Origin of the sequence: Sandaracinus amylolyticus (genome assembly GCF_000737325.1) — a bacterium.
Classification (GTDB): Bacteria; Myxococcota_A; Polyangia; order Polyangiales; family Sandaracinaceae; genus Sandaracinus; species Sandaracinus amylolyticus.
The window spans coordinates 4,316,993-4,334,088 of record NZ_CP011125.1; the positions used below are offsets into that span (position 1 = coordinate 4,316,993).

11 protein-coding genes are annotated in these 17,096 nt (G+C 71.3%); 9 read left to right on the forward strand and 2 right to left on the reverse strand.

Features of this window, described 5'->3' with window-relative positions:
• Positions 1–6 precede the first annotated feature (6 nt).
• From DB32_RS18345 to DB32_RS18375, 7 genes are all read left to right on the forward strand, one after another.
• Positions 7–1,404, forward strand: a complete 1,398-nt coding sequence (locus DB32_RS18345; RefSeq protein WP_053233758.1) for a YncE family protein — start codon at positions 7–9, stop codon at positions 1,402–1,404.
• Positions 1,401–3,884 carry a hypothetical protein gene (locus DB32_RS18350; protein ID WP_157069155.1) on the forward strand — a complete coding sequence of 828 codons (2,484 nt, stop codon included), beginning with the start codon at positions 1,401–1,403 and terminating at the stop codon, positions 3,882–3,884. Before DB32_RS18345 ends, DB32_RS18350 begins: the two co-directional genes overlap by 4 nt.
• 25 nt (positions 3,885–3,909) lie before the next feature.
• The gene (gene mutS / locus DB32_RS18355; RefSeq protein ID WP_240481221.1) at positions 3,910–6,552 is read left to right on the forward strand and encodes a DNA mismatch repair protein MutS; all 2,643 of its coding nucleotides are present in this window, start codon (positions 3,910–3,912) and stop codon (positions 6,550–6,552) included.
• Between the two features lie 55 nt (positions 6,553–6,607).
• Entirely contained in the window at positions 6,608–7,756 is a 1,149-nt protein-coding gene (locus DB32_RS18360) for a bifunctional chorismate mutase/prephenate dehydratase (RefSeq protein WP_083457467.1), read from the forward strand.
• A 131-nt stretch (positions 7,757–7,887) separates the two neighbouring features.
• Positions 7,888–9,270 carry a 3-phosphoshikimate 1-carboxyvinyltransferase gene (gene aroA, locus DB32_RS18365; protein WP_053233761.1) on the forward strand — a complete coding sequence of 461 codons (1,383 nt, stop codon included), beginning with the start codon at positions 7,888–7,890 and terminating at the stop codon, positions 9,268–9,270.
• Entirely contained in the window at positions 9,267–9,962 is a 696-nt protein-coding gene (gene cmk, locus DB32_RS18370) for a (d)CMP kinase (protein ID WP_053233762.1), read from the forward strand. Before aroA ends, cmk begins: the two co-directional genes overlap by 4 nt.
• Before the next feature lie 267 nt (positions 9,963–10,229).
• Positions 10,230–11,999: a 30S ribosomal protein S1 gene (locus DB32_RS18375; protein ID WP_053233763.1), complete on the forward strand. Its 1,770-nt coding sequence runs from the start codon at positions 10,230–10,232 to the stop codon at positions 11,997–11,999.
• A 194-nt stretch (positions 12,000–12,193) separates the two neighbouring features.
• Here the strand turns inward: DB32_RS18375 and DB32_RS18380 are convergent, their stop codons facing one another.
• Positions 12,194–13,465 carry an MFS transporter gene (locus tag DB32_RS18380; protein ID WP_053233764.1) on the reverse strand — a complete coding sequence of 424 codons (1,272 nt, stop codon included), beginning with the start codon at positions 13,463–13,465 and terminating at the stop codon, positions 12,194–12,196.
• A gap of 93 nt (positions 13,466–13,558) precedes the next feature.
• Here DB32_RS18380 and DB32_RS18385 point away from each other — a divergent pair, with 93 nt between their 5' ends.
• Together DB32_RS18385 and DB32_RS18390 are read left to right on the forward strand one after the other, a co-directional pair.
• The gene (locus DB32_RS18385) at positions 13,559–14,989 is read left to right on the forward strand and encodes an AI-2E family transporter (protein ID WP_053233765.1); all 1,431 of its coding nucleotides are present in this window, start codon (positions 13,559–13,561) and stop codon (positions 14,987–14,989) included.
• A gap of 43 nt (positions 14,990–15,032) precedes the next feature.
• On the forward strand, positions 15,033–15,335 hold the full coding sequence (locus DB32_RS18390; protein WP_053233766.1) for a hypothetical protein: 303 nt from the start codon (positions 15,033–15,035) through the stop codon (positions 15,333–15,335).
• Here the strand turns inward: DB32_RS18390 and DB32_RS18395 are convergent, their stop codons facing one another.
• The gene (locus DB32_RS18395) at positions 15,336–17,057 is read right to left on the reverse strand and encodes a hypothetical protein (RefSeq protein WP_053233767.1); all 1,722 of its coding nucleotides are present in this window, start codon (positions 17,055–17,057) and stop codon (positions 15,336–15,338) included.
• Between the last annotated feature and the right edge of the window lie 39 nt (positions 17,058–17,096).

Genomic DNA, 17,096 nt, shown 5'->3' on the forward strand with positions numbered 1-17,096 from the left:
CGCCTCATGCGGGCGGAGCGCTGCGGCATCGGAAACGCCGCGACCATCACAGTCTTCGCGATCGCGATCGCCGGGTGTGACCTCGACAACCCCGGGGTGCCGCTGCCCGCGGCGACGTTGAACTTCCCGATCGCGCTCGCGGTGGTCGACGGCGCGCCCGAGACGAACGACGACGACTACCTGCTCGTCGTCAGCTCGAACTTCGACGTGCGCTACGCGTCGGGCTCGGTGCAGTCGTGGCGCCTCGCCGAGCTCCAGACCGCGATCGACGACGCGGTGGCGGGCGTCGACGACCTCGGCGTCGACTGCGGCGAGGACGGTCGCCCCGCGTGCGAGATCCAGATCGAGGAGCGCCCCGAGGTCTTCCTCCAGGACGAAGTGCGCATCCCGTCGCACGCCGACGGGATCGCGGTCGGGCCTTCGGAGGATCGCATCTACCTCCCGGTGCGCAGCGGGCGCGGCGGGCTCACGTGGATCGATCTCGCGGACGGCCTCTTCGGCTGCGGCGAGGGCGATGCGTGCGACGACCTCCACAACACCGTCGCGGTCGCGCCGGTGTCGCGCGAGCTCTCGCTCCCGACCGATCCCGTCGCGCTCGCGGTGGTCCCGCGCGACCTCGTGGGAGGCGGCGACGCGGACGCGATCGTGATCGCGCACCGCAACGGCTCGGGCAGCCTGCTGCTCGACGACCTGCGCGGTCAGCCGACGCTGTTCGACGTGATCGACGGGCTGCCGACCGACGTGGTCAGCGCCGAGATGGATCCCGAGAGCGGCGCAGTGTGGCTGACGAGCGCGCCGCCGAGCTCGCGCCCGACGCGCGATCTCGTCGCGGTCGCACCGATCGTGTCGGACGTCGACACGCGCCTCGCGGTGGTGAACCGCATCACGCTCGCGGGGCTGGACGACGGAGGCACGGGATCGGATACGCGAGACATCGCGTTCGACGTCGGCGTCGATCGCGCGTGGGTGCTCGCGCGTCGGCCCGAGGCCGTGATCACCGTCGACTTCCGCGTGCCGCCGGTCGCGCCGAACCTCGCGCCGCTCGGTGAGATCTTCGCGGTCGCGTCCGGGCCCTCGCGGCTCGAGCGCGTCGTGGTGCCGTTCGATCCCGATGGCGACGAAGGGCCGATCCCCGCGCGCGAGCGCACGTATCTCCTCGCGAGCTGCTACGACGCGAACAACGTCTCGGTCATCGATCCCGAGCTCGGGCTGATCGCCACGGTCGCGGGGCTCGCGGGCCCGTTCGAGATGGCGTACGACGCAACGCGGGAGCTGCTGTTCGTCATCAACTTCCGCAACAACACGATCGGGGTCGTCGACCTCTCGCCGCTCCGCACCGGCGCGTCTCCGCGGCTGATCGCGTACCTCGGTGATCCCGACGCGCCCAGCCCGTTCTCTGGATGAAGCGAGCTTCCGCCGTGCGCCTCAAGGTCGTTCCCGCGCTCCTCCTCGCGCTCTGCGGCGCTTGCACGCAGGCCGTCAACGTCGCGCCGCCGCGCGCGTTCAACCGCCCGGCGCGCATCGAGCTCGTGTGCTTCGACGGCGATCGTCCGGTCGCGCAGAGCGAGTGCGCGAGCGGCAGCGGCGCCGGCGAGCGGACGCTGCTCGCGCTCGTGACGCAGCAGACGCGCGGCGAGGTCGCGGCGGTCGATCTCAGCGCCGATCCGCCAGTGGTGATCGACAGCGATCGCCGCGTGCCCGGCTTCACGTTCGTCGAGGTCGGCGAGGTGCCGGTCGGGCTCGCGGTGTCGCGTCGCAATCCGCTGTGCACGTGGGTCGCGAACCGTGGATCGAGCAGCCTCTCGGCCGTGGAGACGGCGCGCTTCCGCGAGGAGTCGCTCGGCACCGGGATGGCCACCGAGGAGCTCTCGCTCGCGGGCGAGGGGCGCACCGGTCGGCCGAACGCGCTGGTGATCCACGACGACGGCGCGACGAGCGAGCTCTACGTGACGCTCCCGGACGACGGCGTGATCGGGCGCGTGCCGGTGACGTCGGACGACACCGGTTGCCACTTCGGCGCGCTCGAGATCATCCCGCTGCCCGACGCGCTCCCGGTCGCGCCCACGGAGCCGTCGTCGGATCCGACGCTCGGCGAGACGACCGATCCCCCGCAGGACGCGGCCACGCTCGCGCTGTGCGCCGCGACGGGCCTGACGCTCCCCGAGCTCGCCACGCCGCCCCCGACGGTGGTCGTCGAGACCGATCCCGATCCGCTGCCCGCGCCGCAGCCGCTCGAGATCGAGGTCGCGCGCGACGACGACGGCGACGCGATCGCGCTGCTGATCGGCGACGCCGCGCGCTCCGTCATCTATCGCTACGACCTCGCGACGCGCGCGTTCGCCGACGGGATCCGCACCGACGGTCCGATCCTCGATCTGACGCTCACGCCGCCGGTGCCGGACCGGCTCGACACGCCGTCGGCCACGCGCCGGTACGTGTACGCGATCGACGCGCGCGACGGCTCGGTGATGGTGATCGACGAGGCGGCGCGACAGCTCGTGCCCGTCGCGGCGGAGTCGACCGGGCGCGTGCTGCGCGTGCCGTTCCGCGCGCCGGCGCGCGCGATCGCGACGATCGATCGCCGCGGCGCGGGCGGGATCTGCGACTACGACGACGCGACGATCGATCCGTCCGCGAACAACCTGCGCGGCGTGTTCGTGTCGGTTGCGCTCTCCGACGGCTCGTTGCGGTACATCGACGTTCTCGACGAGGACGCGACGTGCCGCAGCGGGACCGACTGCCAGAACTCGTTCCAGGGCGGGCAGGAGTACTCGTTCATCCGCCGTCATCGCCCGCGCATCGCGACGCGCGTGGCCGACCCGGTGTCGCTCACCGAGTCGCCGGTCGCGTCGGTCTCGGGCTCGACGCTGCGCTTCTCGGCCTCGGGCTCGGTGCCCGACGAGGATGCGGTCCCGAGCTTTCTGTCGAACCCCTGCGCCGACCCCGACGGCATCGCGCCGGTGTTCGGCGCGCCGAACCCGTTGATCTGCACGTCGACCGATCCCTGGACCGCGGCCGCCGAGTCGTGGGCGCTGACGTGGCAGGGCGTGATCCCGAGCACCGCGAGCATCGCGGGCAATTTCCGCACGCTCGACGACGGTCGGATCGCGCTCGAGACGCGCATCCCGTTGTGCGAGCGCGGCGTGCTCGGCCCCGAGGGCGCCGCAGGCCTGACCGAGGCCGATCCCGAGTTCATGTACCCCGGTGATCTCGTCGCGATCACCGCGGAGCTGCCCGACGCGACCGCCGACGATCCCGAGTGCCGCGCGCTCGCGGGCGTCGACGAGGGCGAGACGCCCGAGGCGCTCCTGGTGCGGATCGCCGAGGTGCGCGCCGGCGAGGCGGGCGGCGTGCGCTCGCCGTACGCCTCGGCGATCGTGCTCGAGCCCGACGCGGAGGTGCTCGATCGCGCGGGCGCGAACGTCGAGCTGCTGCTGCGTTGCTACCAGGACCAGCTCGTCTCGTTCGACGTGCGGGTGTTCGATCGGTACGCGGTCGTCGGCTCGCGCACCGGGTTCGCGCACCGCGTGGTCGTGAGCGACGCGGGCAACTGCGTGGTGGAGACGACGCAGGACCCCACGCTCAGCGCGCGCGCCGAGCTCGGCGTGCCGTACGAGGGGCCGAGCCTGCGCTTCACGCTCGACTTCACGCGCGCGCGTCCCGCGGTGATCGTCGATCAGGCGATCACGTTCGACGTGGGCGACGTGCCGTCGCAGCTCGCGACGGATCTCGGCGCACTGCCGCAGGGCGGTCGCACGCTCACGCTCCCGACCGAGGTGTCGTTCAGCGCGCTGACGGACCGTCTCTACGCGCTCGACGAGCTGCGCCGTGGGCTCGTGGTGATCGAGCTCGAGCCGGTGAGGCCCGAGTTCTTCATCGAGTAGCATCGCGCCCGCCGAGGAGGTCGACGTGGCGAAGGCGAAAGAGGGCGCCCACTCGCCCGCGATGCAGCAGTTCTTCCGTGCGAAGGAGCAGCACCCGGATGCGTTGCTCTTCTTCCGCATGGGGGACTTCTACGAGATGTTCTTCGACGACGCGGTGATCGCGTCGAAGGCGCTCGACCTCACGCTCACCGCGCGCAGCAAGGGCATCGACGGACGCGAGGTCCCGATGGCCGGCGTGCCGCACCACGCGGCGGCGTCGTACCTCGCGCGACTGCTCGAGAAGGGCTTCAAGGTCGCGATCTGCGAGCAGATGGCCGATCCCGCGACGGTGAAGGGCATCGTCCCGCGCGAGGTCGTCCGCGTCGTCACGCCGGGGCTGGCGCTCGATCCCGATGCGCTCGATGCGCGCACCGACAACGCGCTCGTCGCGGTCGCGTGCGAGGGTGAGACGTTCGGGATCGCGGCGCTCGAGCTCACTCGCGCCGAGCTGCGCGCGTGCACCGTGAGCGGCGGCGCGGCGATGCTCGCCGAGGTTCTGCGCCTCGACCCGCGCGAGGTGCTCGTCGTGCGCGGCGGCGAGACCCACGCCGCGCTCGCGCGCGCGCTCCCGAAGGCGCGCGTCGCCGAGCACGCGACGCCCGCGGATCGACGCGCCGCGCTCGCGATCGCGCTCGACGACGCCGCGATCGGAGATGCGTCGTCGCGGCTGTCGGGCGCCGCCCTCGAGGCGTGCGCCGTCGCGCTCGAGTACGCGCGCGTGTCGACCGGAGGTCGCGCGGCGATCGGCGTGCGCGCGATCGAGCCGTACGATCCGCGCGCGCAGCTCGCGCTCGACGACACCGCGGTGCGCAACCTCGAGCTCGTGCGCACGCTCTCGGGGGATCGTGCGGGCTCGCTGCTCGCGCTGCTCGACGAGACCTCGACGCCGATGGGCGCGCGCCTCCTGCGTCGCCGGCTGCTCGCGCCGCTCGCCGACGTCGCGGCGATCCGTCGCCGTCACGACTCGGTCGAGGCGTTCGTGCTCGATCCCGAGCGCCGTCGCGCGCTGCGCCGCGCGCTCTCGGAGATCGGTGATCTCGAGCGCCTCGCGACGCGTGCCGAGCTCGGCGTCGCCAGCCCGCGCGACCTCGGCGCGATCCGCGCGGGCCTTCGTAGCGCGATCGGCGTGGTCGACGCGCTCGGCGCGCAGCACGACGAGGTGCTCGCCGCGCTCGTGCCGCGCGACGTGTGCGAGGACGTCGAGTCGCTCCTCTCGACCGCGCTCGTCGAGGACCTCCCGCTCGTGCCCAGCGCGGGCCCGGTGATCAAGGACGGCATCGACGCGCGCGTCGACGAGCTGCGCACGCTCTCGACGTCGAGCAAGGACGTCCTGCTCGCGCTCGAGGCGCGCGAGCGCGAAACATCGGGCATCGCCTCGCTGAAGATTCGTTTCACGAAGGTCTTCGGCTACTACGTCGAGATCACGCGCTCGAACCTGCACCTCGTGCCGTCGCACTTCCGGCGCAAGCAGACCGTCGCGAACGGCGAGCGGTACACCACCGACGAGCTCGAGGAGCTGCAGTCGAAGATCCTGAACGCCGAGGATCGCCTCAAGGCGCTCGAGACCGAGATCTTCGAGGACGTGCGCCGCCGCGCGGGCGCCGAAGCACATCGCCTGCGCGCGCTCGCGTTCCGTCTCGCGGAGATCGACGTGCACGCGGGGCTCGCCGAGGTCGCGCACCGCCGCGGCTACGTGCGCCCCGAGGTCGACGAGTCGCTCTCGCTCGAGCTCGTCGAGTGCCGCCATCCGATCGTCGAGACGCTCGCCGCCGCGGGCTCTTTCGTGCCCAACGACGTCGCGATCGACGCGGAGGCGCAGCGCCTGCTCGTCATCACCGGGCCGAACATGGCGGGCAAGTCGACGACGATGCGCGAGGTCGCGCTCGCCGCGATCATGGCGCAGCTCGGATCGTTCGTGGCCGCGACGCGCGCGCGCATCGGCCTCGTCGATCGCGTGTTCACGCGCGTCGGCGCGAGCGACGATCTCGGGCGCGGCCAGAGCACGTTCATGGTCGAGATGCGCGAGACCGCGACGATCCTCCGGGAGGCGACGCGTCGCTCGCTCGTGATCCTCGACGAGATCGGCCGCGGCACGAGCACCTACGACGGGCTCGCGATCGCGTGGGCCGTCGCCGAGCACCTCCACGACGTGATCGGGTGCCGCACGCTGTTCGCGACGCACTACCACGAGCTCTGCGAGCTCGAGCGGACGCGCCCCGGCGTGCGCAACTTCAACGTCGCGGCGCGCGAGCACCAGGGCGACGTCGTGTTCCTCCACCGGCTCGTCCCGGGCGCGAGCAACAAGAGCTACGGCGTCGCGGTCGCGCGCCTCGCGGGCACGCCCGAGCGCGTGCTCGAGCGCGCGAAGACGCTGCTGCGCGGGCTCGAGAGCGGCGCGACGGATGCGGCCGCGGGCGCGAAGGCGAGCCTGCGCGAGCGGGTGCGCGCCGAGGTCCCGCAGCTCGATCTCTTCGGCGTCGCGCAGCCCGCTACGGAATCCGTAGCGCCGCCTCCGCCCGAGCCTTCCGAGGTCGAGCGCGCGCTGCGCGAGCTCGACCCCGATCGGATGACGCCGATCGAGGCGCTCGTCGCGCTCTCGAAGCTGCGATCGCTGCTCGCGAAGCGCTGATCCAGCGCAGCCTTTCGTTTGGCCCGAAAGGGCCCGGGCGCTACGATGCCCGACGATGGCTGACTCGCGGGACGAGATGGCGCAGATCCGCGCCGCGCTGGAGCAGGCCGACGCCGATCTCGTGGCTGCGCTCGATGCGAGAGCGCGAGCGGTTCGTGGATACGTCGCGCTGCGCGAGCGCGACCCCGAGGGCTACCACGTGCTCCCCAACGCGGCCGAGGTGCTCACGCGCGTGCGCGAGCTCCGGCGCGAGTTCCCCGAGAACGGTCTCGAGCCCGTGGTGCGCGAGGTGCTCGGCGTCTGCGCCGCGATGATCGCGCCGGTGCAGGTCGCGGTGCTCGGCCCCGAGGCGGGCCTCACGCACCTCGCCGCGCGTCGCTGGTTCGGCTCGCAGGCCGAGGTGCGCGCGATGGCGAACGTCACCGACGTGTTCGCGGAGATCGATCGCGGCCGCGCCGCGCACGCCGTCGTGCCGTTCGAGACCTCGACCGACGGCGCGCTCTCCGCGACGCTCTCGTGCCTCGTCGAGACGCACGCGAAGGTCATCGGCGAGGTCAGCGCGGTCAACGCGTGGCACCTCTGGTCGCGCACCGGCAACGCGGGCGACGTGGAGAAGATCTACGGCGCGGCGACGACCATCGCGGCGTGCGAGCGCACGCTGAAAGCGGAGTTCCCGCGCGCGACCCTGCTCGACGTGCGGAGCGGCGTCGTCGCGGCGCAGCTCGCGCTCGAGGATCACGGCGCGGCCGCGCTGGGCAGCGAGCTGCTCGGAGAGCTCGGCACGACGCTGCGGATCGGCTCGGAGCGACCCGCCCCGATGCGCACCGAGCGCGGCTCGGAGCGTCCGGTGGCGGACACGCTTCGTCTGGTGCGCAAGCACGTCGAGGACGATCCCGGCGCGACCACGCGCTTCGTCGTGCTCGGCCAGCAGCAGCCGCGCCGCACCGGCGCCGATCGCACGATGATCGTGCTCGCGCTCAGCGAGGATCCCGGCTCGCTCTACGCGGCGCTCCAGCCCTTCGCGGAGCGCGGGATCAACCTCACGCGCCTCGAGTCCCGCCCCGCGCGATCGAGCGCGTGGCGCCTCGTCTTCTTCGTCGAGCTCGACGGGCACGGCAGCGATCGCGCGGTGCTCACCGCGATCGACGAGGTGAAGGCGCGCGCGCGCCACCTCAAGGTCCTCGGCTCGTATCCGCGTCCTTGATCGCCTCGTCGATCCGGTAGGCCGCGTCCCCGCGACGCGTGCGACCACGGGAGCGCGCGCGCGTGATTTCTGTCACCCTCGTGCCCGCCGCGGCCTCGCCGCGACGCTCACCCCGAGACCGCGAAGAAGACATGGCGAGCACCGGTTCCGAGACGAAGCGATGGCGTGTCCGCGCGAGCGGTCCGCTGCGAGGTCAGGTCCGCGTCCCCGGCGACAAGTCGATCGGCCATCGCGCGCTGCTCTTCGGTGCGCTCGCGGAGGGAACCTCGACGGTGCGCGGTCTCTCGGGCGGTCTCGACAACGCGGCGACCGCCGAGGCCATGCGGCAGATGGGCGCGCGCATCGAGTTCTCGGGCGAGCCCGCGACGGGCGTGACCGCGAAGATCGCCGGCGTCGGTCTCGATGGTCTGAAGATGCCGAGCGGCGTGCTCGACTGCGGCAACTCGGGCACCACGATGCGCATGCTCGCGGGCGTGCTCGTCGCGCAGAAGTTCGGCACGCGCCTCATCGGCGACGCGAGCCTCACGCGCCGCCCGATGAGGCGCATCGTCGATCCGCTGCGCGCGCGCGGCGGTCACATCGCGGGCGTGAAGGGCGCGAAGGAAGGCGAGCACTATCCGCCGCTCTCGGTCGCGCCGCTGCTCCCCGACGAGAAGCTCACGGGCATCGAGTACCAGTCTCCGATCGCCAGCGCGCAGGTGAAGAGCGCGCTGCTGCTCTCCGGCCTCTGGGCCGACGGTCCGACCGCGGTCGCCGAGCCCACGCTCTCGCGCGATCACACGGAGCGCATGATGCTCGCGCTCGGCGTCCCGCTGCAGACGATGGGCCCGATGGTCGTGCTCGATCCCGAGGAGTGGGATCGCCGCTGGGACGGCTTCGAGTGGGACGTGCCGGGCGACATCAGCGGCGCGGCGTTCATCATGGCGGCGGGCCTGCTCGTGCCGGGCAGCGAGATCGTGATCGACAACGTCGGCACGAACCCGACGCGCACCGGCATCCTCGACGCGCTGCGCGCGATGCGCGCGCCGATCTTCATCACGCCGCGCGGTGACGCCGCGGGCATGGAGCCGATCGCGCAGGTCGTGGTCCGCCACGCGCCGTACAGCCCGACGCGCCTCGGCGGCGAGCTCGTCACCCGCATGATCGACGAGGTGCCGATCTTCGCCGCGATCTGCACGCGCGCCGGTGGCGCGAGCGAGATCCGCGACGCCGAGGAGCTGCGCGTGAAGGAGAGCGATCGCCTCTCGATCACCGCAAACATGCTGCGCGACGCGGGCGTCGACTGCGTCGAGCTCCGCGACGGCATGACGATCCACGGCGGCACCGGTGCGCTTCGCGCGACGCGCGTGACGAGCCACGGCGATCACCGCATCGCGATGACCGCGGCGGTGCTCGGCCTCGCGTCCGAGGGCGAGACGATCGTCCAGGACGTCGGCTGCGTCGACACGAGCTTCCCCGGGTTCGCCGACCTGCTGCGCTCGCTCGGCGCCGACATCGTCGAGGAGACGGCGTGACGCCGCGCGCGCGCGGACTGGTCGTCGCGATCGACGGCCCCGCGGGCGCGGGCAAGAGCACGGTCTCGCGCCGTCTCGCGGCACGCCTCGGGTACACGCTCGTCGACACCGGCGCGCTCTATCGCGCGATCGCGCTCGCCGCGCGCGAGATAGGGATCTCGTGGGACGACGGGCCCGGGCTGGGATCACTCGCGCGACGTCTCCCGCTCGCGCTCGAGCCGAGCGAGGAGGGATCACGCGTGATCGTCGACGGCGAGGATCGCTCGAGCGACATCCGCACGCCCGAGATCTCCCAGGGCGCGAGCATCGTCTCGCAGCACCCCGACGTGCGCGTGGCGCTGCTCGATCTGCAGCGTCGTCTCGGCGCCGAGGGTGGGGTGGTGCTCGAAGGGCGCGACATCGGCACGGTCGTGTTCCCCGACGCCGAGGTGAAGGTCTTCCTCACCGCGTCGGACGAGGAACGCGCGCGCCGTCGCACCGCCGAGCTCCAGGCACGTGGCGCCGCCCAGCCGATCGATCAGGTGCTCGCCGAGATCCGAGAGCGGGATCGCCGCGACTCCACGCGCCCGATCGCGCCGCTCAAGCCGGCGCGCGACGCGATCACGGTGGACACGACCGCGCTCGATCTCGACGCGGTCGTCGAGACGCTCGTGGGGATCGTACGTGGTGCGAGCAGCACCCGCAGCGATTGACACCCTAGGAGCGCCGCGCTACCCCTCCGGTCCCCGTGTTCGCGTCTCGTACGCGCGCGCGGGCTCCACCGCGCGAGTAGGTCGCCCCGAGGGTACGCCCCCGGGGCGAAGCGTTGTTCCGGGCCAGCAGCACTCGAGCCCGCGAACGACGCGCCGACCCCCGGGTCTTCGATTCAGGCCCGTACCGGCGTCCTCGCTCGCGTATCCCCGGTAGGCTCCCAGCACGACCCTCACCGTACCGAATCAGAAAGGTCCCCGACCCAACCAATGCCCCAGTCCGAGATCCAGACCCGTGCCCCGAACCCGAACAGCTTCGCGGCCCTCTTCGAGGCCTCCGTCGCGAAGGCCGACTCGCTCAAGGAAGGCGAGATCGTCTCGGGCACGGTGATCGCGATCGGCAAGGACAACGTCGTCGTCGACATCGGCTACAAGTCCGAGGGCGTCATCCCGATCTCCGAGTTCGTCGGCCCGAGCGGCGCGGCGGAGGTCAAGCCGGGTGATGCGGTCGACGTGTTCGTCGAGTCCAAGGAGACCGACGACGGCCTCGTGCTCCTCTCGAAGGAGAAGGCCGACAAGCTCAAGGTCTGGGACGAGATCAGCGCCGCGTGCGAGCGCGACGAGCTCATCCAGGGAACGATCACCGCGCGCGTGAAGGGTGGCCTCAGCGTCACGATCCGCGGCGGCGTGAAGGCGTTCCTTCCCGGATCGCAGGTCGATCTCCGCCCCGTCCGCAACTTGGACAAGCTGATCGGCCAGACCTACGACTTCAAGGTCATCAAGTTCAACAAGAAGCGCGGCAACATCGTCCTGTCGCGCCGCGTGCTCCTCGAGAAGGAGCGTGACGAGCTGAAGGCCCGCACGCTGCAGAACCTCGAAGAGGGCATGGTCGTCACCGGCGTCATCAAGAACATCACCGAGTACGGTGCGTTCGTGGACCTCGGCGGCATCGACGGCCTCCTCCACATCACCGACATGAGCTGGGGCCGGGTCAACCACCCGTCCGAAGTGTTCAACGTCGGCGACGAGGTCACCGTCAAGGTCCTCAAGTACAACGCGGAGACGGAGCGCGTCTCGCTCGGTCTCAAGCAGACCATCGACGATCCGTGGAACACCGCGGCGGAGCGCTACCCGGCGGGCATGCGCATCAGCGGCAAGGTGGTCTCGATCACCGACTACGGCGCGTTCGTCGAGCTCGAGCCCGGCATCGAAGGCCTCATCCACGTCAGCGAGATGTCGTGGAAGAAGCCGAAGCACCCGTCGAAGGTGCTCGAGGTCGGCCAGGAGGTGGAGTGCGCCATCCTGGACGTCGATGCGGTCAACAAGCGCATCTCGCTCGGTCTCAAGCAGCTCGAGCCCGATCCGTGGTCGATCTTCGTCCAGAAGTACAACCCGGGCGACATCATCCGCGGCAAGGTCCGCAGCGTGACCGACTACGGCGTCTTCGTGGGCATCGAAGAGGGCGTCGACGGCATGGTCCACAAGAGCGACCTCTCGTGGACGCAGCGCATCAACAACCCGGCGGACGTCTACCGCAAGGGTGACGAGGTCGAGGCGATCATCCTCTCGATCAACCACGACGAGAAGAAGGTCTCGCTCGGCATCAAGCAGCTCTACGAAGATCCGTGGACGCGCATCCCGTCGGACTACCCGGCCGGCACGATGCTCGAGGTCCGCGTCATCTCGATCGCCGACTTCGGCGTGTTCGTGGAGCTCGAGCGTGGTGTCGAGGGTCTCGTCCCGATGAGCGAGCTCTCGTACGACCGCATCGACGATCCGCGCAAGATCGTCCAGGAAGGCCAGATCGTTCGCGCCGAGATCATCGACGTGAACCCCTCGGACCGCCGCATCACGCTCTCGCTCAAGAAGATGGAGCTGGAGCAGGGCACGCCGGTCATGAAGTACGGCGAGGAGCGCTCGGCCGAGCCGGCCGCGCGTCCGACCGGTCCGTCGCGCAGCACCGGCGGCGCGAAGCTGGGCGACGTGCTCAAGCAGAAGCTCGGCGGCCTCGGCGTCGGCGGGCAGGACGAGGAGAGCTGAGCGAGCAGCTCGGCAGTGAGCTGAGCGAGCAGCTCGGCAGTGAGCTGAGCGAGCAGCTCGGCAGTGAGCTGAGCGAGCAGCTCGGCAGTGAGCTGAGCGAGCAGCTCGGCAGTGAGCTGAGCCTCTGAAGAGAGGCTCGCTCCTAGCGAAGGCGAGGGCCGGATGCGCGAGAGCGCTCCGGCCCTCGACGTTTTTCAGGCCTCGCGCTCGATGGGCGCCGTCGGCACGAGGTGCACGAGCAACACCGCCGGCAGCGCCGCGACGAAGCAGAGCGCGAAGAACGCGACCAGCGCGTCGGCGCGCGCGCTCGCGGCGTCGGCTGCGCCTGCCGCGAACGCCGCCGTGAGCGCCTCGACGACGTGCCCCGAGAGCCCGCCCGCGACGGTCGCGGTGAGCGCCGTGATCGCCGAGAAGAACGCGTAGTGCGACGCGGAGAACGCGCGCTTGCATCGCCGCATCAGGAAGACCGGCAGCGCCGTCCCCGCGAGCGCGCCCGCGAGCTGCTCGAGCGTGTACACCACGACGATCCACTCGAACGACGGACGCAGCCACGCGACGAGCAGATAGAACGGGATCGCCATCGCGTACGTGAACGGCACGAGCCAGCGCTCGAGCCCACCGCGCGCGAGCAGTCCTCCGGCGAGGAGCGATCCTCCGATGCTCGCGGTCAGCCCGATGCTGCGCAGCACGCCGCGCGCTTCGGTGCCGATCCCGAGGTCGCGCAGCAGCACCGGCGCCATCGCGAACGTGAGCACGTCGCAGAGCCGGTACGTCAGCACGAACACGATCACGCGCACGGCCTCGGGCTGCGCGAGGAACGTGCGGTACGCCGCGCCGAACCCCGACGCGCTCGGCTGCACGTGCTCGGGCCCGTCGCGATCCTCGACGCGCGGCACGAGCCACGCATTGATCGCTGCAGTCAGCGCCATCAGCGCGCCCGCCGTGGTGAACGCCGCGGTCCATCCCGCGCGCCCCGCGAGCACCACGAGCGCGCCCGAGCCCACGTACATCGCGATGCGATACGCCGCGATGCGCGTGCCCGAGTAGAGCGCCTGCTCGCGCCGATCGAGCGCGACCATGAAGAGCCCGTCGCACGCGATGTCGTGCGTCGCGTGCACGGCCGCGAGCACCGCGAGCGCGCCCCAGAAGAGCCACGGCGTCTCGAGCGCACCGCCGCCGCCCGCGACCATCGCGCCCATCAGGACCATCCCGACCGCGAGCACGAGCTGCAGCGCGATCATCCACCCGCGGCGCGTCCCGAAGAGGTCGATCAGCGGGCTCCACAGCGGCTTCGCGGTGACCGACAGGTGGAACCACGACGTGTAGCCGACGACGGATGGTGGCGCGCCGATCGCGGTGAGGTACTCGGTGACGAGCTGGTGCAGGAAGCTGAAGGGCAGCCCCTCGCCGAAATAGGCGGAGCTGGTCCAGGCGAGAGCCTTTCCGCGCTTCGTCTCGTCGCTCACTGCGGGCGAACGAGGTGTACTCGTCGTTCCGTTCCCGCGAGAAGAAAAAGCGGTCGTGGACGATTCCAGACGAACAGCGTATAGGCGGGATTGGTGGAGAGACCTGACCCGCCGTCGCTCCTGACGGGCCAGAGCGGGCCCGGCTCGCGCAGCCGGCGCATCGCATTCTTCGCGGTGACGGGTGCCCTCGTCGTGGGGATCCTCTGGGTCTTCCGCGAGGTGCTCGCGCCGTTCGCGATCGCGCTGATCGTGGCGTACGTCTTCGCGCCGCTCGTGGAGCGCATGCAGCGCGTGCGCATCGGTGGGCGGAAGACGCCGCGCTGGGCCGCGGTGCTCGTGCTCTATCTCTCGCTGCTCGGTGCGATGGCGACGACCGTGGTGATCGGCGCGCCGCTCGTGGTCTCCGAGATCCAGAAGCTCTCGCGCGAGATGCCGCGCACCGTGCGCACGCTGCGCGACGAGTGGCTGCCTCAGCTCGACCGCACGCTGCGCTCGGCGACGAGCTCGTTCGGCGCCGTCGAAGAAGAAGCACCTCCGAGCCCCGACGAGCCCGACGCGGTCAGCGCCCCCGAGCCCAACGTGCCCGAGCCGGTGCGCAGCATCCGCGTCGTGCCGCGCGACGAGGGCGGCTACGAGATCGTGCTGCCCGACACCGGCGTCGAGATCCGCCAAGAGGGCGAGGGGCACTACGTGGTCGGGCCTGCGGCCGCGACGGGCGAGGCCGCGCGCCGCGACCTCTCGGTGCAGCTCACCGAGGCGCTCCGCGGCGAGCTCGCGCACGGCGAGCAGAGCGTCGCGTCGGCGCTGCGCACCGCGCAGTCGTTCATCGCGGCGGTGGTCGGCGGCATCTTCCGCTTCTTCATCATGCTGATGCTCTCGGCGTACCTGCTGATCAGCGCCGACAGCATCCTCGCGTTCTTCCGCCAGCTGGTGCGCCCCGATCGCCGCTCGATGTTCGACGTGCTGCTGAGCCGCATCGATCGCGGGCTCGCGGGCGTGGTGCGCGGGCAGCTCGTCATCTGCCTCGTCAACGGCGTGCTCTCGGGCATCGGCTTCTACATCGCGGGCCTCGACTACTGGCCGCTGCTCACGCTGATCGCGACGGTGCTCTCGATCATCCCGATCTTCGGCGCGATCATCAGCTCGATCCCCGCGGTCGTGGTCGGGCTGCAGGACGGGTTCGGCGTCGCGCTCTTCGTGCTGGCGTGGATCATCGGCATCCACCAGGTCGAGGCGAACCTCCTCAACCCGAAGATCCTCGGCGACGCCGCGAAGGTGCACCCGGTGCTCGTCGTGTTCGCGCTGCTCGCGGGTGAGCACTTCTTCGGCATCACGGGCGCGCTGCTCGCCGTCCCGGTGCTCTCGATCGGGCAGAGCCTGTTCCTCCACTTCCGCGAGGTCGCGCTCGGTGTGCCCGCGAGCGAGAGCCGGCCCGGCATCGATCGCCCGCCGGCGAGCGCCGCGGACGCGACGGTGATCGCTCCGCCGCCGGAGACGTCCTCTCCGGGCGCGCGCACGCGCTGAGCGGCCTGCGAGCGACGCCCGGAGGGCGTACGCCGGGTCCAGCATGGAGGACTCCCTCTCCACCCGCTGGCGCGCCGGGGAGCAAGCGCGCCTCCGTCTCGCGCAGCTCCGCGTCGACGACGAAGGGAGCGCCCTCGCGCGCGCCGGGCAGATCACCCAGCGCGCGCTCGGCGTCGACCGCGTGAGCGTCTGGCTCGTCGAGGGCGAAGGGCTCATCCGCTGCGCGCACGTCGTCGATCGCGCAGCGCTCGCGGTCGACGCCGCGCCCGTGATCGCGAGCCTCGGCGCGTACGAGGCCGCGATGCGCGAGCGTCGCGTCGTCGCCGACGTCCGACGTGACGTGTGATCAGATCAGGATCGGCTCCGAGCCCGCGGGCACGATGATCACCACGTCGCGCTCGTCGAGCTCCGCCACGCCGTTGCCGAGCACGACGATGCGCGCCTCGAAGAGCTGCGTCGTCGCGCGCGGCGCGACGAAGTCGTTGCGGAACGTGACGCGGAACTCGACGACGTCGCCCGGCGCGACGCCGTAGAAGACCCAGTCGTCGCACCGCTCGGCCATCGGGCACGTCACCGTCGGCACGCCGTCCTCCAGCAGGCGCACGGGCGTGATCGCCTTGATGAAGTCGGTCGCGTCGATCGGCGGATCCTGCGCCGGGAGATCCTCGCCGTCGTACGGAACGGCGCTGATGTTCTGGGGCGTCTCCTCGGCGAGCACGCGGATCGCTTCGACGATCGACGTGTCGAGGCCCGCGCCGCTGCCCGAGATGTTGAACACGATCGGGCGCCCGTCGGCGTACACCGTGCCGGTCTCGCGCGCCCACGTCTCGAACTGCGCCTGCGGGGTCGGATTGCTGACCTCGGTGCCGCTCAGCACGCCGATCACGCGCGCGCCGATCATGCGCAGCGACGCGAGCGTCTGATCGTACGTGTGCGGCGGCGGGCCCATCGTGAAGTTCGACGGCGTGTAGGTGCCGCCCGAGACGCCCGCTGTGAGCGGCCCGTTGCGCGACGACGTGTCGGTGAGCACGACCATGATCGGCAGCGAGCCCGGGCGGAAGCACGGGTACCCGTAGCGACGACCTTCTTCGTCGGGCACCGCCGTGCAGCGCTGCATCGGCACCCACGGCGCGATGCCCTCGCCGGTCGCGGCCTGATAGAGCGCCTCGTTGCTCGAGGCCCACGTCGCGCCGCCCTGATCGGCCTCCATCATCGCGAGGTCGCTGCGCATGCGCGTCAGGTCGGTCGTGATCACGCCGTAGAGGTTGAACGGCACGTCGCCGTTGTCGCCTTCGCCGCATACCTCGCCGACGACCGGCAGCGTCATGCACGGACCGCCCGCGCGACCGCCGAACCCCGCGAACCCGCCGAACCCGACGCCGATGTCGTCGATCGTCGCGGTCATCTGCGCGACGACCGTGTCGAGCGAGCTCTTGAGCCGATCGACCTCGTCACCCATCGAGCCGGTGCGGTCCATCATGAAGAACACGTCGGCCTGACGGACCGTCGTGCCGAAGCGCAGCTCGCGCTCCTGGGGATCGCCGCGGTACGGCAGCACGACGTAGAAGTCGTCTTCGGGGATGCCGTCGTTGCGATCGTTCGGGTCGTGGCCGGTCGCGACCTCCGCGACGTCGATGTAGCCGTCGCCGTCGCTGTCGGGGTTCAGCGGATCGGTCTCGTAGCGCTCGGTCTCCTCGCGATCCGAGAGCCCGTCGTTGTCGGAGTCGTTGTCGAGGTAGTCGGCGATCGCGTCGTCGTCGCTGTTGCGCGCGCGGCACCCTCCGAGCCCGCCGGACTCCGCGGAGTCGAGCAGACCGTCGCCGTCGGAGTCGGTGTCGAGGTGGTTCGCGGTGCCGTCACCGTCCCAGTCGGACGTGCCCTCCATCGCGTCGTAGAGGCCGTCTCCGTCGCTGTCGGTGGTGCTCGAGCAGATGCCCTCGATGATCGGGCCCGGGCCGGTGCCGCCGTCGTCGACGCGCCCGGGTGGACGGTTCGTGCCCTCGGTGCATCCGGCGAGCGCGAGCAGGGTGGAGAGGAACGCGAGTCGAAGCGAGCGGGGCGGCGTCATCACCGAGCCTCCGGGAGATCGTTTGAGCTCAAACGAGCT

Bases quoted from the DNA above. Each gene is read 5' to 3' on its own strand.
- DB32_RS18345 (WP_053233758.1), top strand. From the start codon at position 7: ATGCGGGCGGAGCGCTGCGGCATCGGAAACGCCGCGACCATCACAGTC.
- DB32_RS18350 (WP_157069155.1), top strand. From the start codon at position 1,401: ATGAAGCGAGCTTCCGCCGTGCGCCTCAAGGTCGTTCCCGCGCTCCTC.
- DB32_RS18360 (WP_083457467.1), top strand. From the start codon at position 6,608: ATGGCTGACTCGCGGGACGAGATGGCGCAGATCCGCGCCGCGCTGGAG.
- aroA (WP_053233761.1), top strand. From the start codon at position 7,888: ATGGCGAGCACCGGTTCCGAGACGAAGCGATGGCGTGTCCGCGCGAGC.
- DB32_RS18375 (WP_053233763.1), top strand. From the start codon at position 10,230: ATGCCCCAGTCCGAGATCCAGACCCGTGCCCCGAACCCGAACAGCTTC.
- DB32_RS18390 (WP_053233766.1), top strand. From the start codon at position 15,033: ATGGAGGACTCCCTCTCCACCCGCTGGCGCGCCGGGGAGCAAGCGCGC.
- DB32_RS18395 (WP_053233767.1), bottom strand. From the start codon at position 17,057: ATGACGCCGCCCCGCTCGCTTCGACTCGCGTTCCTCTCCACCCTGCTC.